The 25,554-nt window shown below is 46.7% G+C and carries 19 protein-coding genes; 11 read left to right on the forward strand and 8 right to left on the reverse strand.

The genetic code is table 11. The features are described from left to right. The first annotated feature begins 52 nt into the window (after positions 1-52). The 6 genes from MKS89_RS05555 (at position 53) to MKS89_RS05580 (ending at position 12,577) form a co-directional block, all read left to right on the forward strand. Positions 53-952 carry a glycyl-radical enzyme activating protein gene (locus tag MKS89_RS05555; RefSeq protein ID WP_072961718.1) on the forward strand — a complete coding sequence of 300 codons (900 nt, stop codon included), beginning with the start codon at positions 53-55 and terminating at the stop codon, positions 950-952. Between the two features lie 13 nt (positions 953-965). Then, entirely contained in the window at positions 966-3,389 is a 2,424-nt protein-coding gene (locus MKS89_RS05560; protein WP_205409125.1) for a formate C-acetyltransferase/glycerol dehydratase family glycyl radical enzyme, read from the forward strand. Between the two features lie 373 nt (positions 3,390-3,762). Further along, positions 3,763-4,839: an ABC transporter substrate-binding protein gene (locus MKS89_RS05565; RefSeq protein WP_072961713.1), complete on the forward strand. Its 1,077-nt coding sequence runs from the start codon at positions 3,763-3,765 to the stop codon at positions 4,837-4,839. Positions 4,840-4,857: 18 nt separating this feature from the next. Continuing rightward, positions 4,858-7,947: an ATP-binding protein gene (locus MKS89_RS05570; protein WP_072961710.1), complete on the forward strand. Its 3,090-nt coding sequence runs from the start codon at positions 4,858-4,860 to the stop codon at positions 7,945-7,947. Continuing rightward, positions 7,944-10,616, forward strand: coding sequence for an EAL domain-containing protein (locus tag MKS89_RS05575; protein WP_072961708.1), 2,673 nt, complete (start codon positions 7,944-7,946; stop codon positions 10,614-10,616). The genes MKS89_RS05570 and MKS89_RS05575 overlap by 4 nt, the downstream gene beginning before the upstream one ends. Before the next feature lie 368 nt (positions 10,617-10,984). Then, entirely contained in the window at positions 10,985-12,577 is a 1,593-nt protein-coding gene (locus MKS89_RS05580; RefSeq protein ID WP_072961706.1) for a bacteriohemerythrin, read from the forward strand. A gap of 132 nt (positions 12,578-12,709) precedes the next feature. Here the strand turns inward: MKS89_RS05580 and MKS89_RS05585 are convergent, their stop codons facing one another. The 4 genes from MKS89_RS05585 to gap all read right to left on the reverse strand — a co-directional run bounded on the left by MKS89_RS05585 (position 12,710) and on the right by gap (position 16,109). Further along, the gene (locus tag MKS89_RS05585) at positions 12,710-13,075 is read right to left on the reverse strand and encodes a hypothetical protein (protein WP_072961704.1); all 366 of its coding nucleotides are present in this window, start codon (positions 13,073-13,075) and stop codon (positions 12,710-12,712) included. Between the two features lie 122 nt (positions 13,076-13,197). Next, positions 13,198-14,016, reverse strand: coding sequence for a 23S rRNA (guanine(745)-N(1))-methyltransferase (rlmA, locus tag MKS89_RS05590; RefSeq protein WP_072961702.1), 819 nt, complete (start codon positions 14,014-14,016; stop codon positions 13,198-13,200). A gap of 118 nt (positions 14,017-14,134) precedes the next feature. Further along, the gene (locus tag MKS89_RS05595; protein ID WP_072961699.1) at positions 14,135-15,022 is read right to left on the reverse strand and encodes a D-hexose-6-phosphate mutarotase; all 888 of its coding nucleotides are present in this window, start codon (positions 15,020-15,022) and stop codon (positions 14,135-14,137) included. Positions 15,023-15,113: 91 nt separating this feature from the next. Then, the gene (gene gap / locus MKS89_RS05600) at positions 15,114-16,109 is read right to left on the reverse strand and encodes a type I glyceraldehyde-3-phosphate dehydrogenase (RefSeq protein ID WP_038178468.1); all 996 of its coding nucleotides are present in this window, start codon (positions 16,107-16,109) and stop codon (positions 15,114-15,116) included. 339 nt (positions 16,110-16,448) lie between these two features. Here gap and msrB point away from each other — a divergent pair, with 339 nt between their 5' ends. Beyond that, on the forward strand, positions 16,449-16,850 hold the full coding sequence (gene msrB / locus MKS89_RS05605; protein WP_235862476.1) for a peptide-methionine (R)-S-oxide reductase MsrB: 402 nt from the start codon (positions 16,449-16,451) through the stop codon (positions 16,848-16,850). A 38-nt stretch (positions 16,851-16,888) separates the two neighbouring features. On the opposite strand, the gene MKS89_RS05610 is transcribed toward msrB, so the two are convergent. Next, the gene (locus MKS89_RS05610) at positions 16,889-17,701 is read right to left on the reverse strand and encodes a DUF2989 domain-containing protein (protein ID WP_106406982.1); all 813 of its coding nucleotides are present in this window, start codon (positions 17,699-17,701) and stop codon (positions 16,889-16,891) included. A gap of 123 nt (positions 17,702-17,824) precedes the next feature. Here MKS89_RS05610 and MKS89_RS05615 point away from each other — a divergent pair, with 123 nt between their 5' ends. Next, complete coding sequence (locus MKS89_RS05615) at positions 17,825-18,118, forward strand: YeaC family protein (protein ID WP_072961694.1); 294 nt, start codon at positions 17,825-17,827, stop codon at positions 18,116-18,118. A gap of 138 nt (positions 18,119-18,256) precedes the next feature. Here the strand turns inward: MKS89_RS05615 and ansA are convergent, their stop codons facing one another. From ansA to purU, 3 genes are all read right to left on the reverse strand, one after another. Further along, a complete protein-coding gene (gene ansA, locus MKS89_RS05620; protein ID WP_072961692.1) occupies positions 18,257-19,270 on the reverse strand; it encodes an asparaginase in 1,014 nt (337 codons plus the stop codon). 101 nt (positions 19,271-19,371) lie between these two features. Next, the gene (gene sppA / locus MKS89_RS05625; protein WP_072961689.1) at positions 19,372-21,240 is read right to left on the reverse strand and encodes a signal peptide peptidase SppA; all 1,869 of its coding nucleotides are present in this window, start codon (positions 21,238-21,240) and stop codon (positions 19,372-19,374) included. Positions 21,241-21,495: 255 nt separating this feature from the next. After that, a complete protein-coding gene (gene purU / locus MKS89_RS05630; RefSeq protein ID WP_072961687.1) occupies positions 21,496-22,329 on the reverse strand; it encodes a formyltetrahydrofolate deformylase in 834 nt (277 codons plus the stop codon). 207 nt (positions 22,330-22,536) lie between these two features. On the opposite strand from purU, the gene MKS89_RS05635 reads away from it, so the two are divergent. From MKS89_RS05635 to tsaB, 3 genes are all read left to right on the forward strand, one after another. Further along, entirely contained in the window at positions 22,537-22,740 is a 204-nt protein-coding gene (locus MKS89_RS05635; protein WP_021020027.1) for a hypothetical protein, read from the forward strand. Between the two features lie 103 nt (positions 22,741-22,843). Next, positions 22,844-24,799, forward strand: a complete 1,956-nt coding sequence (gene yoaA / locus MKS89_RS05640) for a DNA repair helicase YoaA (protein WP_072961685.1) — start codon at positions 22,844-22,846, stop codon at positions 24,797-24,799. After that, positions 24,800-25,501 (forward strand): tRNA (adenosine(37)-N6)-threonylcarbamoyltransferase complex dimerization subunit type 1 TsaB, encoded by a 702-nt coding sequence (tsaB, locus tag MKS89_RS05645; protein ID WP_072961682.1) that lies wholly within the window; start codon positions 24,800-24,802, stop codon positions 25,499-25,501. Positions 25,502-25,554 lie beyond the last annotated feature (53 nt).

Genomic DNA, 25,554 nt, shown 5'->3' on the forward strand with positions numbered 1-25,554 from the left:
TTTTCGTTAGAAAGTATTTTAATAACCGTACGAATATTTTTTGGGTTGTCATATGGTTTTTAATATTCAGCGTTATTCAACACATGATGGTCCGGGAATCCGAACGGTCGTGTTTATGAAAGGCTGCCCGTTACGATGCCGGTGGTGCCAGAATCCGGAAAGTCACCGATGTGGGCGAGAGCTTCTGTTCGACCCGAGTTTGTGTCTGGCCGGGTGTACATTGTGTTGTGATGCCGTTCCGGATGTGATCCGACAGCGCGGAGAGCAGTTGTGCATCGATCGGGCACGACTACAGGAAGAACATCTGACAGTTTTAGAACAGCTCTGCCCGACAAAGGCTTTGACTGTCTGTGGTGAAGCGCTGGACATCGACACGATCATGCAGACTATTCGCAGAGATAGACCCTTTTATGATCGGAGTGGTGGTGGTGTGACTTTGTCCGGTGGCGAGCCGTTTATGGCTCATGAACTCAGTGGAGAGTTGCTTGCACAGTGCCATCAGGAAGGGATTCATACCGCTGTGGAAACTTGCCTGCATGTTCCCTGGAAATATATCGAACCGTCATTGGATCATGTTGACCTATTTCTGGCGGATCTGAAACATGTCGAACCACAAATATTCAGACGCTGGACCCGTGGGAGCGCCAAACGGGTTATGACTCACCTGAAGACGCTTTCCCAGCGCGGGAAGACGGTAATAATTCGGGTTCCTCTGATTCCTGATTTTAATGCGGATGAGTCATCGGTTAAAGCGATTATCGACTTTGTGACGACGGAACTGTCGGGAAAAGAAATTCATTTTTTGCCTTACCACACGCTGGGAAAACAGAAATATCAGTTGCTAGGGCGACCTTATCTGGCTCGTACCACAGGATTAGATGCTCCGGAACTGTTGGATTTTGCCCGAAACTATGCTCAGGCCAATGGTCTGAGAGTAACCTTGAGAGGATAAAATAATGGTGACACTGAATCTGAAGCAGGTTAGTGAGAGAATCCGGGCACATAAAAACGCACTGATTCATATTGTCCAACCTGCGGTGTGCACAGAGCGAGCCGTTCATTACACCGAGATCTATCAACAGCATGCAGATAAGCCTGTACCGGTACGCCGGGCGTTGGCGTTGGCTCATCACCTTGAACAGAGAACGATCTGGATCAAACACGATGAAATGATTATTGGTAATCAGGCCAGTCAGGTTCGGGCTGCTCCTATTTTTCCTGAGTATACGGTCAACTGGATTCTGGCGGAAATCGATGAATTGGCTGAGCGACCCGGAGCCGGTTTTTCCGTGACTCAGGAAAATAAAGACACGATTCACCGGGTGCTTCCCTGGTGGCAGGGGCAGACAGTCCAGGATCGCTGTTATGGTATTTTTTCTCAGGAGCATAAAGATATTCTGGCAACCGGGATGATTAAAGCCGAAGGAAATATGACGTCGGGAGACGCTCATCTGGCGGTTGATTATGCCCTGTTGCTTGAGAAAGGTCTGGACTGGTTACGTGACAAGGTCACTCAGCGTCAAGCCCGAATGAATCTGACAGTGTTGGATGATCTGCATGGTAATCAGTTTCTCACAGCCGTAGAGATAACGCTTGCAGCAGTCAGTCAACATATCCATCGCTATGCAGAACTGGCTCGCCGAGAGGCTGCAAAGGCTGAGACCGTACAGAGAAGGAGTGAACTGCTGGCAATTGCTGAAAACTGTGACGTCATTGCTCATCAACCTCCGCAAACATTCTGGCAAGGAGTGCAGTTGGCTTATTTTATTCAACTGTTTCTGCAAATCGAGTCAAATGGTCATTCAGTCTCTTTCGGGCGGATGGATCAGTTCTTATATCCGTTATATCACCAAGATGTCGAACAAGAGAAAACCCTGAGCCGGGAAGACGCGATTGAACTTTTACAATGTTGTTGGTTAAAGCTGTTGGAGGTCAACAAGATTCGGTCAGGGACTCATTCAAAAGCCTCGGCGGGGAGTCCACTGTACCAGAATGTTACGATTGGCGGACAGAAGCTGATAGAAGGACAGGCAGTTGATGCGGTGAACTCGTTATCTTATGCCATCCTTGAGTCCTGCGGACGTTTACGCTCGACTCAGCCAAATCTGAGTGTTCGCTATCATGCCGGAATGAGTGATGACTTCTTAGATGCTTGTGTGCAAGTGATTCGCTGCGGTTTTGGCATGCCGGCATTTAATAATGATGAAATTGTTATTCCCGAATTTATTCGTCTGGGAGTGATGCCTGAAGATGCTTATGAATATGCCGCTATCGGCTGTATTGAAACTGCTGTTGCCGGAAAATGGGGTTATCGCTGCACCGGGATGAGTTTTATCAATTTTGCCAGGGTGATGTTAGCTGCACTGGAAGGGGGACAGGATGCGACATCGGGGCAGACATTTCTGCCACAGGAACAGGCGCTCTCTCAAGGCAACTTCTCTTCATTTGATGACGTGATGCTGGCCTGGGATCGGCAAATCCGTTACTACACCAGGAAATCAATTGAGATCGAATATGTGGTCGATACCATGCTGGAAGAAAATGCACATGATCTCCTGTGCTCTTCTCTGGTAGACGACTGTATTGAGCGGGCAAAAACGATTAAACAGGGCGGCGCAAAGTATGACTGGGTCTCCGGACTACAGGTCGGGATTGCAAATCTGGGGAATAGCCTGGCAGCGGTAAAAACATTGATTTTTGAACAGGGTCTGGTTCGTCAGCAGGAGCTGGCTCAGGCACTATCTGACGATTTTTCCGGACTGGCACATGAACAGCTTCGTCAGCGTTTGGTTCACCGGGCACCGAAGTATGGCAATGATGATGAATCTGTTGATCAGTTATTGGTTCGTGCATATCAGAGTTATATCGATGAACTCAAGCAATACCATAACCCACGCTATGGACGAGGGCCTATCGGTGGTGATTATTACGCCGGAACTTCATCCATTTCAGCGAATGTACCGTTTGGCGCAGCAACGATGGCGACACCGGACGGACGCAAAGCCGGCATGCCATTGGCCGAGGGAGCAAGTCCTGCATCCGGTACGGATCATCTGGGACCGACGGCAGTGATGAACTCCGTCAGTGCACTGCCGACAGGCGCTATTCTGGGTGGTGTGTTACTGAATCAGAAACTGAATCCATCCATGTTGGACGATGACAGTGATCGACGTAAACTGATGTCTCTGTTGCGGACATTCTTCGATATCCATCGTGGCTGGCATGTTCAGTATAATGTCGTTTCCCGCAATACCTTAATTGAAGCTAAAAAACATCCGGAGCAGTATCGGGATCTGGTCGTTCGAGTGGCCGGTTATTCTGCCTTTTTCACTGCGCTATCTCCGGAGACACAGGATGATATTATCGCCCGGACGGAACATGTGCTGTGAGTCTTTCGAGAGGTGGACTGCAAAATAGCATCAAAACTCTCGAACCCCATCGTGTCTGTTCCTGTAGGAAAAGACACGATGAAGCAACTTAGCAGTGATGCATATAATGCACTCAGGTTACATAGATAATATGGGTGCCATTTCACGTAATTCATGATTGATTTTTGTGTTTGACACAGCTTCTGACCATATTTTTCCTATGTTTGGGGAAATATTTCGGGGGGAATTTCTCGCCAAGCATTTCGTTTCAGCTTGATGATGAGTGGTTGCTCCGATGTATATTCAGTGGTTGCGCCGTTGAATACTGACCCGCGAAGTGCATGACTTTTTTCTCCCTGAAATCTGAGTTCCCTTGATCAAGGAGATAAAGTCCATGTTTTCGAATCCCTTCTCTCTGAGCCGACGTTGGTTGAGACGATCTCAAGGCTTGCTTGCAATGATTTGTCCATTGTTCTTGCTTTGCTATGTACCGGTGATTCAGGCCGATGGCATTGTGCACAGTGATACCGGTAGCAAAAGGATTATCTTGAGTAACTCTTATGCAGGCAGTGATTTTCGTAAAGTCATGGTGCAGAACTGGAAAGAAGTTGCATCTAAGGCACAGCAAAAGCGACTGATCAAAGATGCACCGGTGATCAGTGCAAATAACTCAGTCGCAGAGCAGGCGCAGCAAATCCAGAATATGATCATGGAAGGTTATGATGCCATCGTGATTCTGGCGGGTTCAGATACCGCATTAAGGGGTTTGGTTCATGATGCCTGTCAGGCCGGTGTTGTGGTCGTGATTCTTGCCAGTAAAGTCAATGACCCTTGTGTTTATGAGGTTAACTACGACTGGGATGAGATGGGGCGAGCAGAGATCGAGTATGTGGCCGAACGGCTGCAAGGAAAAGGTAATTTATTGGAAATTCGGGGTATTGCCGGAGATGCGACCGATGATGATATCAGTGCCGGGCTGCATAAAGCCGCGCAACAGTATCCGGACCTGAAAATCGTGCATACCGTTTATGGTCAATGGACCAATTCAGTGGCGAAAAAAGAAGTGGCATTAGCACTACCGACATTACCGGAAATCGACGCAGTGGTGGATCAGGGCGGAGATGGTTATGGGGCCGCGATGGCTTTTAAAGAGGCTGGCCGGCCTTTACCGATTATTGTGATGGGCAACCGCCAGGATGAATTGGCATTCTGGCAGCAAGAGCGGGATAAACATGGTTATGAGACATTCTCCATTTCAGCGAGTCCCAGTATCTCACAGGTCGGTTTTTGGGTGGCGCAGCAAATTTTAGCCGGAAAAGAAGTGCCGAAGGTCGTCAAGGTCCCTTTAGTGACGATTCATAGTGACGAGCTGGATGCATGGCTTGAGAAAATGCCAGTCGGTGGTGCGGCAAACCCGCCATATTCTCGGCAAGATGTAGTGAAAATGATTGATGCTTCATTGCATCAGTAAGCATGTGGATGTGATTTTATGCTGAAAATCAGGTCATTTGAGCACTGGTCAATTACCACCAAGATTACCGTATCGGTGATTTTGTTGGTCTTTCTCAATATCGGGGTTTCGGCGGTTCACTTCTATAGTTTGACTCAGTTGAAAAAGTCAGTGGAAATGATCAGTTACGCTTCGGCGGTGATGGTTTCCGTCAATGATGCTGCTGAACGGGTTGAACTCTTTATCTCTTCCCATGATCCCGACCGCCTGAACGAAGTTAAAACGATTATCGAAGAGAATGTTAAAACGCTCGCTCATCTGGATTTGAGTGAATTGGATAGTGTTCATGCAGAAGAAGTCTCTGCACTGAAAAGACGAATGCGCTACTTCTCCAATACGGTCGATATCTTAGGATTAGCGACTGACATGATGAATACCGAAACCAGTAATATGACGCGTCAGCAGACGCAATTGCAAAACGTCGCAACTGCGATTGAGACTCATCTGATGCAACAACGGGAGCAGCTTGAACAACGGATGAGTTTGCAGGATGCCGGGACAGATAGGATGTTTCAAGTTCATCAGATTATCCAGAGCCTTCGTGGGGGACTGCATAAAATGTCATCGGTGTTGTTGCCGAATACGGATGGGGATATTGATCAGTCGCTCAGCGACATCAGGCGGGCTTTGCAAGCGATGTTTCCGGTCGTCAATATGCTCAAAGAAAACGGTGTGCAAGCGGGGTGGTTAAGTGCGATCGAACAACTGGAACAGGCATTTATCCTCACCCGCCAAGATATTCAGGCACTGAAGGATACCCCATCAGAGCGTCAGGTTGTTTATGCACAAATGTTGGTTCATCTTCAAACCATTGAACAACTTATCAATCGGCTTGAGAGTCGCGTCTCTGCACGAGAAGGTGAGCTGAATCAGATGATGGATCACCTCAGAACTGAGCTGGGATTACTGCAAAACTCAGTCAATGTTTCCAGACGGTTCGCGGAGCGGGTGGCCTATTTGGAAGCCAAAACATTAACTTTTCTGCTGCGTTCGACAGATGACGAAGCGGCACTCGTTCATGAAACATTGGATCAATTGAGTCATTACTCGCGTATTTTACCCTCGGCGAATATTTCGGGGTCATCCTTGAACGCAGCGGTGACCGTTAATGCGTTGATTGATGGCTATCGGGATGCGTTCATGCGGTTTCGACAGGCTAGTTATGCGTTGTCCCGGGTTCACATGAAAGTTCGTGAAGAAGCAGATCGGGCATCATCACTGGTTTCTCAATTTGCCAAAGAGCAGCAAGTTGCAGCGGATAAGCATAATGCATGGAGTGAGCTATCGGGGACGATTGTTGGTGGCATCACGGCATTGACAGCGCTGTTTATTGCTTGGTCAACGTCACGTTTGATCGCCCGCCCGATTATCTCGCTGGCCGCAGTGATGCGTCAGTTAGCGGCGGGTGAGCTTGACGTCAATATTACGGGAGTGAAGCGTCAGGATGAAGTTGGCACCATGTCTCGTGCCGTGAAAGTCTTTCAGGAAAATGCGGTGAAAGTCCGGGCAATGGAAGCGGAAGCAGAATCGGAACGACAGAAAATCATGGCACAACTGGAGCAGCGGGTTGTTGAACGGACGGAAGACTTACAGCATAAAACCGAGCAGTTGGAAGCCCAAGCGCGTGAACTGGATCGCGCGCGTATTCAGGCCGAAGCTGCCACCCATTCTAAATCCGTTTTTCTGGCGAATATGAGCCATGAACTGAGAACCCCTTTAAATGCCATTCTCGGTTATGCGCAATTGATTCACCGGGCACCTGAATTAAACGAACAGCAAAAAGACGGACTGAATACCATTATCCAGAGTGGTCATCATTTACTGACCTTGATTAATGACCTGTTGGACTTGTCGAAGATTGAAGCCGGGCGGATGGACATGACACCGGAGGCCATTGATCTATCGCGGTGTTTTCAGAGTGTACTTGAAATTATTCAGATTAAAGCTGCGGAGAAAGGTTTAACGCTCAAACTTCAGGTGATGCCTCAAACGCTGCCTTGGGTTTTTCTGGATGAAAAACGTCTGCGGCAGGTATTGTTGAATTTGTTAGGTAATGCCGTGAAGTATACCGACACAGGACATATCTACCTCAACGTGATTGCTGAACCCATTGATATGGAAGCATCTGTTCGGGTGACTTTCTCGGTCGAAGATAGTGGGATTGGGATTGATCCCGAGATGCAGGACGTTATTTTTCGTCCTTTTGAACGGGTTGGTGATAAAAAATGCCGGATCATCGGGACGGGGCTTGGCCTTGCGATTAGTCAACAACTGGTCAAGCAGATGGGCGGAGAGATTCAAGTCAAAAGCCAAGCCGGGGTGGGGAGTCTGTTTTTCTTTACGCTGGATTTGCCTGTGGTGACGGAGAAGCGCGAGCAGGACGTTCATTCCGGTCAAGGACATATTATTGGTTATGAGGGCAGCCGGAAGCACATTCTGATTGTTGATGATGTGCTGGAGAATCGCATGTTACTGGTTGATTTATTGACTGACATTGGATTTGAAACCTGTGAAGCCACCGAGGGGCAGGAGGGGATTGAGCAAGCAACTGCGAAGCGCCCGGATTTGATTTTGATGGATATTGTGATGCCGGTGATGGACGGGCTGGAAGCGACGCGGCGTATTCGACTCATTCCAGAGCTGGCGGCGCTACCGATCTTGATTGTTTCTGCCAGCGCGTCACAGGCTGAGTTCACTCAGGGAAAAGAGGCCGGGGCCAGTGGTTTTGTGAGCAAACCGATTGATAGACATCGGCTACTGAGTCAGATCGGTGAGCAGTTGGACCTCACATGGGTCATTGATGAACAAACATCAGAATTGGAAGCATCGTCAAAGGTGTCCGATACTTCAGAATGGGTCGTGCCATCAAGAACACAGTTGGAGGAACTTCATCATTTGGCACTGATCGGCAATATGCGTCATATCCGCGATTGGGCTGAGAATTTGCAGGCTGAAGACACTTGCTATCATGCTTTTGCTACGCATTTGATTGATATGGCGAAGTCGCTCCAATCTCGGGCGATATTGTTATTGGTCAATGAGTTGTTGGAAAGGAAACCTGCTATATGAGTATCGGAGAGAGTTCGACATTGAAACAGCAAGACCAAGTTATCTTGATCATCGATGATACCCCTACCAACTTGGGCGTATTGGTGGATGAACTTGATGGTCGGCATTTTCAGGTTTTGATAGCGGAAGACGGAGAAGAAGGATTACAGCGGGCTGATTATGTGGTGCCGGGTTTGATCTTACTGGATGTGATGATGCCGGGGATGAATGGTTTTGAAGTCTGTACGCTGTTGAAACAGAATGACAAAACGCGGCATATCCCGGTGATTTTTATGACGGCTTCGAGTGATGTGACGGACAAAGTGGCGGGGTTTGAGGTCGGTGGCGTGGATTACATTACCAAGCCTTTTCAGATCGAAGAAGTTGTGTCTCGGGTTAAGCTTCACTTGTCTTTGTGTGATATGCAGCAGCGGTTAACTGAAAAAAACCAGCAATTGGTGGAAGAAAGCCAAGTTCGCCAACAAGCGGAAGAGGCACTGAATCAAATCTTACAAGAACAGCAACGCTTACTGGAATATTCCGGGGTAGGAATTGCATTCTTACAGCAGCGACGGATTGTCAGATGTAATCAAAAATTTGCGCTCCTGTTTGATCAGGAAATTGATGCTTTGAGTGATCTGCCACTCGAATCGCTTTATTCGGCTGAATATCATGATGATTACATTCATCAAGCCGCGCATCAGTCACTCGTTCAGCAAGGTGAGTATGTTTTGGATATCCGCTATCAGTGTCGCGATGGCCGATGTTTCTGGGGAGAAACAATCCTGACCGCGATTGATCGGGACGATCTCTCCAAGGGGGAAATTCTAGTCATTCATGATATTGATCAGCGCAAACGGACGGAGGCATTGCGCATTGGCCAAGGGCAACTGTTTGAAATGATGGTCACCGGTTCGGCACTGGATGATATTCTTAACCGTTTGATTCAGTTGATTGAAGCGCATCAGGTAGCGACGTTGGGTGCGATATTTTTGAAAAAACACGATCGATTAACGTTACGTACCGTGCCGGGACTGCCGGATATGTTTGCCGAGCAGTATGAAACATTATTTCCCGCAGGCGAACTTGTGACTGAATCATCCAGCCCGAATAGCGAATCTGTGATGCGTGAACACGCCGTTTGGTGCGAGGATACGCTGGAACCGACTCCCGGATGGGAAGCCTATGGCTCGTTACTGAATCAGTTTGGGATTCAGGCCTGTTATACCATACCGATGGTCACCTCTCAGGGAGATATTTTGGGCACGCTGACACTTTATTTTATTGAAAAATATTATATGAGTCAGATAGATATGACGTTTGTTGATATGGTGACACGGATTGCGGGTATCGCAATTGAGCGGCAATATAACGAAGAGCGGATTCAATATCTGGCGCATCACGATACATTGACGGAATTACCGAATCGAACATTATTAGGTGACCGTTTAAATCAAGGGCTGTTGTGGGCACAGCGCTATGACCGGAATGTCTCGGTTGTTTTGATCGATTTGGACCATTTCAAAATGATTAATGACAGTTTAGGTCACAGTTGCGGTGATGCGTTATTACAAATCATTGCCAAGCGTATGGTGGCCTGTATCAGGAAAACGGATACATTGGCTCGTTTGGGGGGCGATGAATTTGTTTTGATTTTGTATAACGCCAACCCGATTGAACTGATCCTCAATCGGATTAAAGAGGCGATTGCCCAACCCATAGACATTGCCGATCACGAAATCCGCATGACCGGTAGTATCGGGTTTGCTAATTATCCTGATGATGGTGAGACTGCGGAAGCCCTGTTAAGAAATGCCGATGTTGCCATGTATCATGTCAAAGAACAGGGACGGAATCATTTTCAGCATTATAGCCTTGATATGGGACATAAGCTTCAGGAACGTATGGTGCTTCAGGAAAACCTTCGCCATGCATTGGATAATCAAGAATTCATTCTGCACTATCAGCCCCAATATTGTTTTCATACGCAGCGGATCGTTGGGGTTGAAGCGCTATTGCGCTGGCAGCACCCTGAATTCGGGATGGTGCCGCCGATGCGTTTTATCGAGTTGGCTGAAACGACAGGGCTGATTGTTCCGATCGGGGATTGGGTGTTGCAGACCGCATGTAAACAGAATAAAGCTTGGCAGGATGCCGGTATTGAGGGGCTCTGCGTGGCAGTGAATGTTTCAGCGCGTCAATTCCATGAGCAAGATCTACCGGATCGCGTGGCTGCCGCGTTAGAAATGAGTGGGTTAGAAGCCCGTTATCTGGAACTGGAAATAACTGAAAGTGTGGTGATGCAAAACCCGCAAGAAGCCGTTGAAATCATGGAAAAAATCAACCGCATGGGCGTTCAGCTTTCGATTGACGATTTTGGGACGGGTTACTCCAGCCTGAGTGCCTTGAAAAATTTTCCGGTTCATCGCTTGAAGATTGATCGTGCTTTTGTCTCGGATCTGCCTGACAACCCTGAAGGATGCAGCATTGCACAAGCGGTGATTGCGTTAGGCCATAACTTAGGACTGAATGTCATCGCCGAGGGGGTTGAAGATGATCGGCAGTTGGCTTTCTTGCATCAGCATCAATGTGATGAAATTCAAGGGTATTACTTTTGTCGTCCTGAGCCGGTTGAGCGCTGTGAAGCTTTCTTACTATCTCGTCCTTGCCCTCTGAATTTGTTGGATTGATCAAACCGTGTGGTGAGCGGAACAAGCACGAGAGGTGTTAGGTGAGACTCTATTCTGTAACCCTTTAAGAATATTGATTATTTTATTATTTAAATTCAAGAATGAATGAAGTGGCTCACTGTATTTTTATGATTATCGTTACGTGATCAAATTTTCGAATGCTTTTCCTTTCTTTTTGTTACATTTTCTGGAAACTTATCAATCTTTTTCTATGGTTTTGTTAATGAATTGTACGAAGTCTGCTCAGGCGACCTTAAGGTACTGGGTTCAGAATGTCCTCAAATCGCTTTCTGAGCCGTATCGTACAGTCACTTGGGGAAATTAAAAATCAATATAATAATCAAAGTGTTAGCCCTTGAGAGTTTTTTATGAATTATAACAATATAAAGAAATTAAGTCAGTTGAGCGCGCAACAATGGAATTTCATCCTATTTATTCTGCAATTACCTTTTTTGGCCTATTTTATTTCACAGCAACTTTGGTGGTGGACCGGAGGACAAATCCTGTTCAGTGTCGTTGTGTTTCTGACGTTACGATCATTTCATCGTTTACTGACGATAACCCAGAGTGCTGCGATTGAACTGTCTGAAGGTGATTTGCGGGTCAGAATCAAAACTGAGCGCGAAGGTGCCCATCCGTTGTATCGTTCTTTCAATCGAATTGGTGAAGATGTGTCGAGAACGGTTGGGGCATTGGGGGCGACATCTGCAGCATTGCTTCATGTGTCTGAATCGGTAAAAAAAGATTCACAAGTGTCGAAAACCGGTGCTTTACAGCAAAGGAATGATATTGAACAGGCGGCAAAAATTGTCGGGCATCTGGTTGAGACGACCCGACAAGTTGCTCACTTTACCGAAATTTCGTCTGGTTATGCCAATGAAGCGAAAATGCAGGCTGATGAAGGCTGTCGCGGGATGGCACAACTGGAACATGCGTTACATACAGCGAGTGAGCAGATTGAAACATCGCATCAGCACATTAGTACGCTGGAATCGGAGAGTGTCAGTATTGGGCAGGTGATCAGCACCATTAGTGAGATTGCGGAGCAGACCAATTTACTGGCATTGAATGCTGCGATAGAAGCCGCCCGAGCCGGGGAGCAAGGACGTGGCTTTGCCGTTGTTGCTGATGAAGTTCGAACCCTCGCGACACGAACGCAAACAGCAACCAATGATATTCATGTGCGGATTGAGGCATTACGTACAAGTATTAATACCGTGGTTGAAGGGATGCAGAAAAACAGTGAATGTATGCATGAGTCCATGGGGGTTGTCGAGCAGACCAGCCAGTCTTTCTCGCAGTTGTTAGAGAAGATCGCAGATATTAAAGGGCAAAGTAGTCAAATCACGACGTCTCTGGATGAGCAGGTCAATGCAACGGTTGACTTAGAACACTGTTTGTCGGAAATTTCTGTCGTGGCAAAAGAGAATGTCAGAGCGACACAAGCAACATTAATGGCGAGTGTCACGGTGCAAAATATATCCGGTGAAATCAACTCGCTCTTACATCGCTTTGCTATTGACAGTCGCCAGTTGGAAACTGAAGACAAACAAAGGAATAAGTTAATCGAGTGGGGGCCATCGCTTGATTTAAATATTAAGGAAATTAATCGTCAGCATCAGACTTTAGTCCACCTGATTAATGAGTTGAATCATTTATTGAATAACGGTTATGGACTGCCTTCGGTTAAACGGGTTGTACAAGGCTTGATTGACTATACAGCAAACCACTTTCAGTATGAGGAAACGCTGTTTGAACAATTCGGCTATGTGAATGAGCATAAGCACGTCGGGGCTCATCACCGATTAGTCGAGCAGGTGCTTGATTTCCAGAAACGTGTCGAAAATGGCGAGAACATTGGCAAGGAGCTGATGGCATTCCTTGAAGATTGGTTAACGTTACATATTCAGAAAGAAGATAAACAATACGTTGAATGTTTTCGTGAACATGGCGTGAATTGAAGACGAAGGGGTGCTCGATGCCCCTGAGAAAATGGCAGATGTGATAAAAATATCCCTTCAGAGACGGATCATCTGAAGGGACGGAAGAAAAGAAAAAGAAAGAAGTTTTAGCGGATCAGACGTGATGGTTGATTAAACGATTGCTAACAGAATACTGCCAACTGTTGCCGCTGCGGAAAGATATTGCCCCGCAGAGTATGAACCGTCGTCTTCCTCTTCTAATTTTTTAGGATGTTCCATTCCCAGAGCACCATAAGTAAATGATTCGACTTTATCACCTACACTTTTGTCTTCATTCGCTTTGTTTTCTTTATCGATTTCTTTCAGAGCAGCAAGTAAAGCTTTCCCTTCGTCGGATAAAATGACTTTGTTCTGCTCAACTTTTGTCGATTCATTGGTTTTATTTGGCGTACTCTGAGCTGCCGGTGCAATTTGTTTTGCTTTAACCGACTGAGGTGAATACAAAGTTGTAGATCCTGTTGCTTTTACTGGGTCCATAACATTCTCCTGCCCATCTCCTTATATGTTAACGGAGGTTGAAGGAAAAACTTGAGTCATTTTTTCTCAAAGTTTTTCCTGCAAATAAGACAGCAAAAAATATGCCCGAATTGGTGTGGTATTTATATTTTTCGATAAACCCGTAGCGTAAAGTCTGCCTCACAGTGAAAGGTCTCTTGCTGTTGTAATGTGGTTTTGACCATGTCACTGGCACGCCAGGCAAGAGGTGTCATTTGGAGTAAGTTGAATGCATCTGTGCCACTCATTTGCATCGGGTAATGTAACTGTTCTTCATGTACCGGGACAAATCCTTCAATCGATTCTGCCTGTGGATCATGCAATCGGACCTCTTGATAAATCAGGGCCTTTAACTGATATAGGTGACGTGCTGCTGGCGTGACGGTCACCACAATGCCGTCGGCTTTCAGGCAACGTTGTAGCTCTTCTGATTTGCATGGTGCGTAGATGCGTAAAATTGCATCGATACTTTGTGCGGCAAAAGGGAGCCGATGACTTGATGCAATGCAAAACTGGCAATTGGGGTAGCGTTTAGCCGCATAGCGAATCGCGGGTTTGGAGATATCCAGACCGTAGACTGTCAAATCGGGGTTGTCCGTGTGTAGGGTTTCGGCGACATGCGTGGTGTAATAGCCTTCGCCACAGCCAATATCCAACAGTAATGCCGCGGGCTGTGATATGAATTGTGCGCAAAGCTGGGCGGCTCTGTCACGCATGGCAGTATAGTAACCTTGTTCCAGAAAATGACGTCTGGCTTGCATCATCGCTTTGTTGTCACCGGGATCTTTGGAACGTTTATGCTGAACGGGCATCAGATTGACATATCCTTCTTTGGCAATATCAAACTGATGGCGGTTCATACAACGGAATGTACCTGACTCTTGCTGAAGTGGGGCGTCACACAATGGACATTGATAAGACATAATCAGCCTTGTATTTCGTATCGATTGGAGGCGGGCAGTGTATCGGGTTCTTCTGCAAATAAAAAGCGCTTGTCAGGCTGATCGTCATGTCAAGAGACAAGCGCTCATGACCGGTGGGTTAATCCGTTGCTGAAAGGTGTGTTTTCAACTGATACTGTTCGCCCGGTTGTAACGTAATCCCGGTAGAAATGCAGGGGGCATGAACGGTGGATTCAATACACAGCATGGTTTGATAGCCTTCGTCGTTCATATCTGCCATTGACTGAGCGCCCTGTGACCAGGGGTTCCATAGAACGGCACAATTGTGGCCTGTATTTTCAACTTGAATCGTCCGTTTCAGTACCGGGTCATGCAAGTGAATCTGTGGTTCCGGCTTGGTGTAAATACGGTCAATGGTGTCAGTCAGCTGTAATTCGTCATCGCCCTGACACAGCTGATTATTTTGCAGGCTATCAATATATTCGTTGCCCATTCCCGTTGTTGTGGTCTGCCGGATATCTCCGACATTCAAATATGTATGTAATGCGCCGGAGAAGTGCCAAGCTCTGTCGTCTTCGTTGGTTATTTCCAGCGTAACTTCGAGCGTATCGCTAATGGCTACGTGTAACTTGAGGCTAAATTGATATGGCCAGATTGACAGTGTTTCAGGATTGGCCGTCAGGCCGAGAGTCACGATGACACCTGCTTCACTCTCCCGGTGTTCAACCAGTGTCCACTGTTGGGTACGGGCAAAACCATGAGACGGTGAGCCGATTCGGGCAAACCAAGGCCAGCAAACGGGGATACCACCACGCAAAGGGGTTGTGCCATCAAATTTAGCACTGTTACTCATCCAGATTAAATCGGCTTTGCCACTTGGTTGAAAGGAAATTACATGTCCACCGTATAAAGCAATGCCAGCAGTTGCTTTCTCGTGTATGACACGCACGATTTTCGTGTTCTCTTGTTCTACGATCGAGACACAGTCGGAAAGATTGGTTAGGGTGGGTAAAGCATGTAAGTCCATTTTTTCATCCTCGTATTTTGGTGTCATTCGGAGTGAAAATATAAAAGGCGGCTGAAAGCCGCCTTTTGAACAAGTTCAAATTGAATCTGAATTACTTAGAGATGTGAGCAATCAGATCAAGAACTTTGTTTGAGTAACCGATTTCGTTGTCGTACCAAGATACAACTTTAACGAATTTGTCAGTCAGTGCGATACCAGCTTTTGCATCGAATACTGAAGTACAAGTTTCACCGATGAAGTCTTGAGATACAACGGCATCTTCAGTGTAGCCTAGTACGCCTTTCAGTTCGCCTTCAGACGCTTCTTTCATTGCTTTACAGATATCTGCGTAAGAAGCACCGTTCACAAGGTTAACTGTCAGGTCAACAACAGAAACGTTTGCTGTTGGTACGCGGAAAGCCATACCAGTCAGTTTGCCGTTGACTTCAGGAAGTACAACGCCAACTGCTTTTGCTGCACCAGTTGATGATGGGATGATGTTTTGAGAAGCACCACGGCCACCACGCCAGTCTTTTGCAGAAGGGCCGTCAACAGTTTTTTGAGTTGCAGTTGTTGCGTGAACTGTTGTCATCAGACCTGATTCGATACCGAATTTGTCGTTCAGTACTTTAGCGATAGGTGCCAGGCAGTTTGTTGTACAAGATGCGTTAGAAACGATATCTTGACCAGCGTAAGTGTCGAAGTTAACACCATTAACGAACATTGGTGTCGCGTCTTTAGAAGGACCAGTCAAAACAACTTTTTTCGCACCAGCAGTGATGTGCTTACGTGCTGTTTCGTCAGTCAGGAAGATGCCGGTTGCTTCAGCAACAACGTCAACACCGATTGCATCCCATTTCAGATCTTCTGGGTTACGCTCTGCTGTAACACGTACAGTCTTACCGTTAACGATCAGGTTACCGCCTTCAACTTCTACTGTTCCGTTGAAACGACCGTGAGTTGAATCGTATTTTAACATGTATGCCATGTAATCTACGTCGATCAGGTCGTTAATACCAACAACTTCGATGTCGTTACGCTCTTGTGCTGCACGGAAAACAAAACGGCCGATACGGCCAAAACCGTTAATACCTACTTTGATAGTCATTGTAGTTGCTCCACAACTTAATTTTGTGATGAAAGATACTGGTAGTAAAATTACAGAAACCGACTCGTCTGTGCAACCGATAATCCTACTTTAGTTGTTTAAAATCAAAAAAGTGAACCTTTCTTTCTCACGGTTACATTTATTCTACAATCTGATCTCTGTCAGTCACCAGTTGACCTAGAATACCGAAGCATCCATGGTACTCTAAAAAATCTCAACGAATGATGTTAAGGTGTTGAAGTATGTGCTACAACACCGCGAATGTGCAAGTTTTTCATGAAAAAAACATGATAAAATCGGGTGCGTAAAAGTAAAGTCCCTAAGATGAGTTGTGAGGATATGAAGCAGGTTAAAAAATCAGAATTTGAATGGCGTCAAGCACTTACAGATGAGCAATTTCGTGTTTGTCGCCAGCAGGGCACCGAGATGCCATTCTCTGGGAAGCTACTGCATAATAAAGAGACCGGCATTTATGCCTGTACTTGTTGTCAGACCCCGTTGTTTTCTTCTGCGAGTAAGTATGATTCCGGATGTGGTTGGCCAAGTTTTGATGCTCCGATCAGTACCAATGCCGTTCGATATTTACAAGATGAGAGTCATGGGATGAGTCGGATTGAAATCCGCTGTGCTGCTTGTAATAGCCATCTCGGCCATGTTTTCGATGATGGCCCGCAAACGACGGGTGAACGTTATTGTGTCAATTCGGTGTCGTTAATTTTCAACAAAAACGATCAGGAGTGAGAATTTTTGATCATTTTCGTATGATTTGTACAGAATGGCTATTTTTTAAACTCAGGCATCATAGATGGGTGATACTCTTGATTTTTTACAGCATCAATAATCATGTCTGCGACATGATCTAATGCGCTGAATTTTTCCTCACTGAAGCCGTACAGCAGCTGTATATTTTGGGGGGATGTGATAGGTACGCCAAAGTGTTTACCGACCATTGCCCAAATGTAAGAGGCTTCTTGATGGTGGAGTAGTTGATTCAAACTGGCTAAGGATTCAAAAATGCTGATATTGAGTGAATTTGGATCAGAGAGTTCCAGTGCATGATTGAGGAGTTTGATGGTTTTTTCTCTGTCTCTGTCGATGTAGAACGTCGCCAGTGCGTATTGAAGGGCTGCTGTCTCCATTTCTGGTTTGCCTTCCAACTGTAAAAATTGCCGGCGAGCTTGTGTATTACCCATCTGACTCCATAAAAAATAAAGTGAAGAGGGCGTATTGAATTGCATCAGCTCTTTTTCTAGGCGTTCCATATTCTTCCCGGAATTGAGTAATGCATTGAAGCGTCTTTCCTTGAGTTTGGCTTGATCAATCGGTTGAATCTGAGCGGCAACGCTCAGACATTTTCGATATTTCTGTGTGAGCTGGTACTCAGTGATTTTATTGAGGTCAGTCGGGTTTCTGTTAACTTCGAGACGATGCCAGATGAGGTTGGTTCTGGTGATACGGCATTGCCCGTCATTCGTGTTCAGTTCTTCACAGCGGAGCTCAGGGTGATCCTGACAGAGTTTGTCCGTGTTTCGCGTATTTTCAAAACAACCGTTCAACAGGAGGACAGTGATAGCAAGACTAATGTACTTCATAGGTTGTTGCATATAATGATAGCCTGTGATCATATACAATTATTTATACGACATACCTTGACGTTAGCGGTTGAAACTTCATTATGTTGAATTGTTTGTACAACCAACCATCCGGGATATGCAATGGATACTCAACAACTCATTGATGCGATTACACCTGAGGCCTACCAGCGTTTACTTTATGCTGTTGAAACAGGTAAGTGGCCTGAAGGTACGACACTTTCTGCACAACAGCGAGACTCATGTATTCAAGCTGTGATGTTGTACCAATCTAAGCATAATGCACAGCCGGAACATATGACAGTCGCCGCAGGCGGAGAAATCTGTTTCAAGTCTAAATCTGAGTTGAAAAAACAGTTTCAAGCGGAGCAGGCTGAAGCAGATATTTTGCGGGTCAATCCCAATCAAGCCGAGTGATAGATGTGCTCATGAATTGAAGTGAGTGCTGAAATAGCACTCCCAGTGTCGGCCGGGAGTGCGTTATTGATGATTGAGGATACTGCCTTGATTTGATATTACCCGTAAAATTGGTTTGTTGTGACAAAGCACGCTATTTTACAGGCTCATTTCTCCCCGCAGGACTTTTTGCATCTCTGATTTGACGGTTTCATAGTCAAGCCCTTTACTCAAAAGATAATGCAGCTTTGCCAGCGCCGCCTCCGGTGTCATGTCGAACCCGCTGATGACTCCCGCTTCTGCCAGTGCACTTCCGGTTGCGTATCCGCCCATATTGACTTTCCCGGCAAGGCATTGAGTCAGGTTAACCACAATAACCCCTCGTTCTGAAGCCGATTTGAGTTGTGCGAGCAACTTTGGATTCTGTGGTGCATTGCCGACACCGAAAGTCAGAAGAATCATGGCGTTGACGGGTTGCAGTAATGTATTGCGGATCACTTCATGGGAGATGCCCGGATACATGGTAATCACCCCAATGGGTTGTGGCGTAATATCACTGACTTGAAAGGGGCCATTTGGCTGCTTGCCGACGGTCACATGGCTACTCACCGAGATATTGATACCTGCTTCCAGAAGTGCCGGTAGGTTCGGTGACGTAAATGCGTTGAAGCCGTCTGCGTGTGATTTCGTGCTGCGGTTTCCTCTCATCAGCTGGTTGTTGAAAAACAGCGTGACTTCATTGATGGGATAGTTTGCAGCAATGTGCAGCGCGTTGAGCAAGTTGGCTTGTCCATCAGAACGTAGTTCGGCCAGTGGAATCTGTGAGCCAGTGACAATGACCGGTTTACCCAGATTTTCTAGCATGAATGACAGCGCTGAAGCGGTATAAGCCATCGTGTCCGTACCATGGAGAATGACGAAGCCGTCATATTGCTCGTAGTTGTTGCGGATATCATCAGCGATGAGTTGCCAGTCTTCCGGTGTCATATCTGATGAATCGATCAGCGGATCGTATTCGTGAATGGTGTATTCAGGCATTTCCGGACGATGAAACTCGGGCATACTCGCGAGTTGCTTTTCCATAAAACCAGCCACCGGAACATAACCGTGTGATGATTTTTGCATACCAATCGTGCCGCCCGTGTAGGCAATATAGATATGTTTTCTTGCCATGACTGAAATTTACTCTTCTATCAAGTTCAGGGAGTGCGATTATAGCGAAATCATACGTAATAAAAAGGGCGACGGTGTCGCCCTTGATCACGTTTAATATTTTATTCGACCTCGCAATTGAGACAGAATGCATACTGTCCTTTGGGGTCATTCAACTGGTTGAGTAGTGTTGCATCACTGAGCATTTTCTCGGTTGTGGAACGCAGACTCTCAGGGAGGAGTGTTGTGACATCCAACCCCAGCGATACCCGGGCTTCCGAAAAGAGTCCAATCAGTAATTTCTGCATGGTTGAAATTGGTTCTTCCAGCCAATCGAGTTGATAATCATCCACTTTGGCAAGCTTGGCAGCCAGAGCAACAGCATCATCAAAATCACCCATTTTATCAACTAAACCGAACTTGAGCGCATCCTGGCCTGTCCAGACATGGCCTTGTGCGACTTTATCGACGTCTTGCAACGACAGATGACGATGTTCTGCAACCAACGAAATGAAGCGCTGGTATCCGTGCTCGATGGTTAACTGCAATGCCTGTTTGGTGCCGTCAGACAGCCCGGTGGTGATACCCTGACCGGAAAATGGTGTTGTTCCCACACCGTCGGTAGACACACCGATACGATCCAGACTGTGCTCAAAGGTAGTCAGCACACTGAATATGCCAATCGAACCGGTAAGCGTCGTGGGTTGTGCCACAATTTGGTCAGCGCTGGTTGATAGCCAGTATCCCCCTGAGGCCGCGAGGCTGGACATCGAGACGACAACCGGTTTGCCTGAGGCTTTCAGCGCATCAATTTCGCTACGGATGACTTCAGAAGCGGAGGCGCTACCTCCCGGGCTGTCAACCCGTAACACAACCGCTTTAATATGTGGATCATTGCGTGCTTCTCTCAGCAGGACGCTCATATTCTCTGAGCCAATGGCTTCACCGCGAGGTTGATTGCCATCCATGATGGTGCCTGAAGCAACAATCACAGCGATTTCGTTTTTCGCAGTCAGGGTTGGTTTCAACTGCGAGTCGATAGCGTTGAGGTAGTCGTAGTAACCAATCGAACGATAACCATCTTGACCATCGCTACCAAACGTATCGGTCAGCTCCGCACGCATTTGTGGCCGGGATATCAGTTCATCAACCAGCCCGAGATCGAGGGACAGTTTGGCAATATCACCGTGAACACGCTTCAGTTGCGTCAGAAAATCATCCATCGATAAGCGTAACTTTTCTGGCGTGATATTTCTGTTGGCTGCAACGTCGGTCAGATAGGCATCCCAAAGCTGCTGGAGCCAGCGCTTATTCGATGCTTTTGCCGCATCCGACATATCATTACGCATAAACGGTTCCACCGCGGACTTGTAAGTACCGACGCGGAAGATATGGGTGGTGACATCAAGCTTGTCCAGTAGTTTTTTGTAATATAAACCGTAAGCACTATAGCCTTTGAGCATCACCAGTCCGTCGGGAGACATTAAAATCTTGTCAGCATAACTGGCTAGGTAATACTGGCTTTGAGTGTACATATTACCGACCGCAAACACCGGTTTGCCACTGGCTTTAAACTCATTAATTGCTTTTGCGATATAACGTAACTTCGTCAGATTGGTTTCAGACATCTCGCCGAGTGAGAGCACCAGTCCTGAAATCTGTTCATCATCTTTGGCATGACGAATCGTATCGACGATATCAAACAGAATGTTTTCTTTCGGCAGCGAGTCACCGAGTAGTGAGGTGGCAATTGAATCAACGGATTGAACATAAGTGGCTTGTTCACGAATCGGGCCGGATAAATTCAGAACCAGTGCCGAAGGTTGATGAATCTGAATATTTGTATCCTCTGGTGTTGATTGGGTATACAGGATATAAATAATGGCAATCGTGAACAGAAACAACAAGTTCGTGACGAGAAGGCGGAACAGGGTGATCGTTTTCCAGATGAACCGAAAGATCATACCGATAGCTTTTAGTATTGTTTTCATAATCGCTTTAACATCGTGGCTGATTAGGCACCATGGGTTGATAAACCTGATGGTACACGGTGTATGGTGATATGATCCTACGTGATAACCTAGGGAGGAACAACTATTCAGTGATGGGATCGTTTGATTGCAGTGTTCGGTCAATCAATCCGATTGATTTGGTGGTGTTCAGCGGCAGTGCTTTCAGATCAGACATGTTGATATCAATCCCCCCAACAAACGAAAGCCCGTTAGGGAGAATGATGGGCTTGGTATTTACAGGATGACGGTTTTATTGCCGTAGACAAACACCTTGTCATTCAACACATTTGCCAGTGCTTTGCTCAAGACATTCTTTTCGACATCACGTCCTGCTTGCGCCATATCCTGAGCGCTGAACGTATGATCGACAGGAATGACATCCTGTTTGATGATCGGTCCTTCATCGAGATCATCCGTGACGAGGTGAGCCGTCGCACCGATGATTTTGACGCCCCGTTCATAGGCTTGCTGATAAGGCTTGGCCCCAATGAATGCCGGCAAGAAACTGTGGTGAATATTGATAATACGGTGATGGTATTTTTCAACAAAGGTCGGCGTCAGAACACGCATATATTTTGCCAACACAATATAATCCGGTTGATACTGCTCGACCACTTCCAGCATTTTCTGTTCGTGTTCCTGACGATTGAGATTTTCATGAGAAACACAGTGATAAGGGATATCAAATCGTTCTGTCAGCGTTTGTAATTTATCGTAGTTGCCGATGACCGCTGCAATATCGACATCGAGACTGCCGTCGTAGCTTTTGATCAGAATATCACCCAAGCAGTGCGCTTCTTTGGTGACCAGAATGACAATTTTCTTGCGTGAAGAACCGATCAATTGATATTTGGCCCCTTCGGGGAGCGCCTGATCTAAATCAGCTTTCAGCGTTGCGTCGTTAAAATAGCCTTCCAGCTCGGTGCGCATAAAGAAATGGCCGCTGGTATTATCGACATATTCATTATTATGAATAATATTCAACTGATGCTTGTAACAGATATTGGTAATTTTGGCGATCAGACCTGGTTTATCAGTGCAATGTGTAAGGAGCGTTTTCTTTTCCATCAATGATGACTTCCGATGATTTTTTTTGAATGAAAAACTATTTCAGAGTACCCAAAACGGTGATGAGTCCCACAATACTGCGGCTATAATTAATCTATTCTCAGGAGAGTTTCAACCCAATAACAAAAGTAATTTTCCTCGGCTTATCTAGTTGGTCTTTATTTCGGACAATCGTTGTTTATCACATTTTTCATGAAGGTGGTGGTTATGGATAAGGAATTGCTAGCTCGTAAATTGTATGTTGAGCGTGTCCACGAGTTGATTGGAACACATGAAATCGATGAGATCGTCCTGAATGCGATGTGGGAAAGTAAAGCTTCTCCTGCTGATGCTGCCAGAGTGATGCTGGAGCAGCCGACCAACGTACTGGAAGCTGCGTCTTGGTTACAACGATATCTGAACCGCAAGTAACCCCTTTAACGCGCGTTTTGCAGCGTGAATCGTAAGAGAAAGGTTCGCGCTGCTTCATCAAACCTGACATAATCGCACATTATATTTTTAAATCCTCTATGCGATGATCGAACAAACTTTTTCAGCTCATGGTGCTTTGGGGAAAGCCATCCCCGGATTTCAGCCACGTCAGGCCCAACTCGATATGGCCAACGCGATTGAATCTGCTATCCGTCATCAGTCACAACTGGTGGTTGAAGCCGGAACGGGAACCGGGAAAACTTTTGCCTATTTAGTGCCGGCGTTGATGAGCGGTAAGAAAGTGGTCATCAGCACTGGCTCGAAAAACCTGCAAGAGCAGTTATTCCATCGTGATTTACCCTTGATTGTCAAAGCGCTCGAATTTTTCGGCCAGATTGCCTTACTCAAAGGGCGTGCGAATTATTTATGTCTGGAACGCCTCAACCGACAGATGATTGAGAGTCACGGCAATGAAACGGATTCGCAGCATTTTGCACAGTTGTTCCAGATCCGTCGCTGGGCGTCGGAGACGAAAACCGGTGACCTCGGTGAATGCGAAACGTTACCGGAAGATAGCCTGATTATTCCAACCATTACTTCGACCAATGATAATTGTCTGGGCAAAGACTGCCCGGACTTTCAGGACTGTTTTGTCTCGAAAGCGCGTCGAAAAGCAATGGATGCGGATATTGTGGTGGTGAATCATCATTTGTTTCTGGCTGATCTTGCGATTAAAGAAACTGGGTTTGGCGAGCTTATCCCGGAAGCTGAGGTATTTATTTTTGATGAAGCCCATCAGTTACCGGATATCGCGAGTCAGTATTTCGGACAGTCGCTGACCAGCCGCCAGATTCAGGAATTGGCGAAAGATATCGAAATTGGATATCGCACCGAAGCGAAAGATATGCGTCAGTTGCAAAAAATCAGCGATAAGCTGGTTCAAACCGCGATGGATGTCAGAATAGCTCTGGGCGAGCCCGGTTACCGGGGCAACTGGCGCGAAGCCGTTCGCCAGCCCAAAATGAATCAGGCGCTTGAACGTCTGACTGACAGTCTTGAATTTGCATTAGATGTCCTGAAACTCGTTTTGGGAAGAAGCCAACTGCTTGATACGGCTTTTGAGCGGGCCAATACCATTTTGGCGCGTCTGAAGCGTGTCTGTGATGTTTCAATTACCGGATATTCTTATTGGTTCGATACTACCCCCCGTCATTTCGGTTTGCACATTACACCGCTCTCTGTTGCGGATAAGTTCCAAGAACAGATCAAACTGAAACCGGGGACGTGGATTTTTACTTCGGCAACATTAGCGGTGAATCATGATTTTAGCCATTTCAGCCATCGTTTGGGGCTGATGCCTGAACAACAGTTTTCTCTGCCGAGCCCGTTTGATTATGAAAAACAGGCGCGGCTGTGTGTCCCGCGTTATCTGCCCGAACCGAATTCACCGGGCATGGCCGATAAGTTGGTCACCATGCTGACGCCGGTTATCGAGCAAAATCAAGGGCGCTGTTTTTTCCTGTGTACCTCACATCAAATGATGCGGGATTTAGGCGAACGATTTCGCCAACGTCTCGAACTACCGGTACTATTACAGGGTGAAACCAGCAAACAGAAAACTCTGTCTGAGTTTATGGCGCTCGGGAATGCCTTGCTGGTTGCAACCGGTGCTTTCTGGGAAGGGATTGATGTTAGAGGCGATGCCCTGAGCTGTGTTATTATTGATAAATTGCCGTTTACTGCACCGGATGACCCATTACTGAAAGCTAGAATTGAAGACTGTCGTCTGCAAGGCGGAGAACCATTCCAACAGGTTCAATTGCCGGAAGCAGTGATAACCCTAAAGCAAGGGGTGGGGCGATTGATTCGCGACGCAAGCGATAAAGGTGCGCTGATCATTTGTGACAATCGGTTGGTCACCCGAGATTATGGCGGCGTGTTTCTTGCAAGTTTACCCCCGATCCCGCGCACCCGTGATTTAGAACAGATACAAGTATTTCTCCGTGATATATCGGAGCCGTCGCACTCGGAAAGTGATGAAGTGAGTACAGAGAGTTAAATGAGTCCAAGAATTCTTGCAATTGATACCTCAACAGAAAACTGTTCTGTTGCCTTGATGGTTGATAACCAATGTTTTGTCCGGCGTGATATTGCACCGCGGGACCATGCGAAAAAAATTCTGCCGATGGTCGATGAAGTGTTACATGAAGCGAACGTTCAACTGGCTGATTTAGATGCGTTGGCATTTGGCCGAGGCCCCGGCAGTTTTACCGGTGTCCGTATTTGTATCGGGATTGCTCAGGGGTTGGCGTTTGGCGCCGGATTGCCGACGGTTCCGGTTTCAACGTTGGAAGCAATGGCGCAAGGAAGTTACCGTTTACACGGTGCAGCGCATGTGGCAAGCGCCATTGATGCGCGGATGAGTGAAGTGTACTGGGGGCGTTTTGCCCGTCAGGATAATGGCGCTTGGCAGGTCGTGGATGATGAATGTGTGATTCCGCCTCAGACACTGACACAACAGCTTGAGTCAGACTCACATACATGGTGCTGTGCCGGAACGGGCTGGGCGGCTTATCACGAAGCTCTCTCCCAATTACCAATTCAGGTCGCTTCGGGGGATGTGCTTTATCCCGATGCCGAAGATATTGTCTTTTTAGCTAAAATTGCGTTTGAGGACGGTAAAACGGTGCCGGCAGAAGAAGCCAGCCCGATTTACTTACGTGATCAGGTCGCCTGGAAAAAAATGCCGGGTCGTGGATAGCAGCATTTCGCGAGCCAGATAAGTCAGTATGAGCCAGCGGGCGGTGATGCGTC

It is taken from the genome of Vibrio gazogenes (assembly GCF_023920225.1).
Classification (GTDB): domain Bacteria; phylum Pseudomonadota; class Gammaproteobacteria; order Enterobacterales; family Vibrionaceae; genus Vibrio; species Vibrio gazogenes.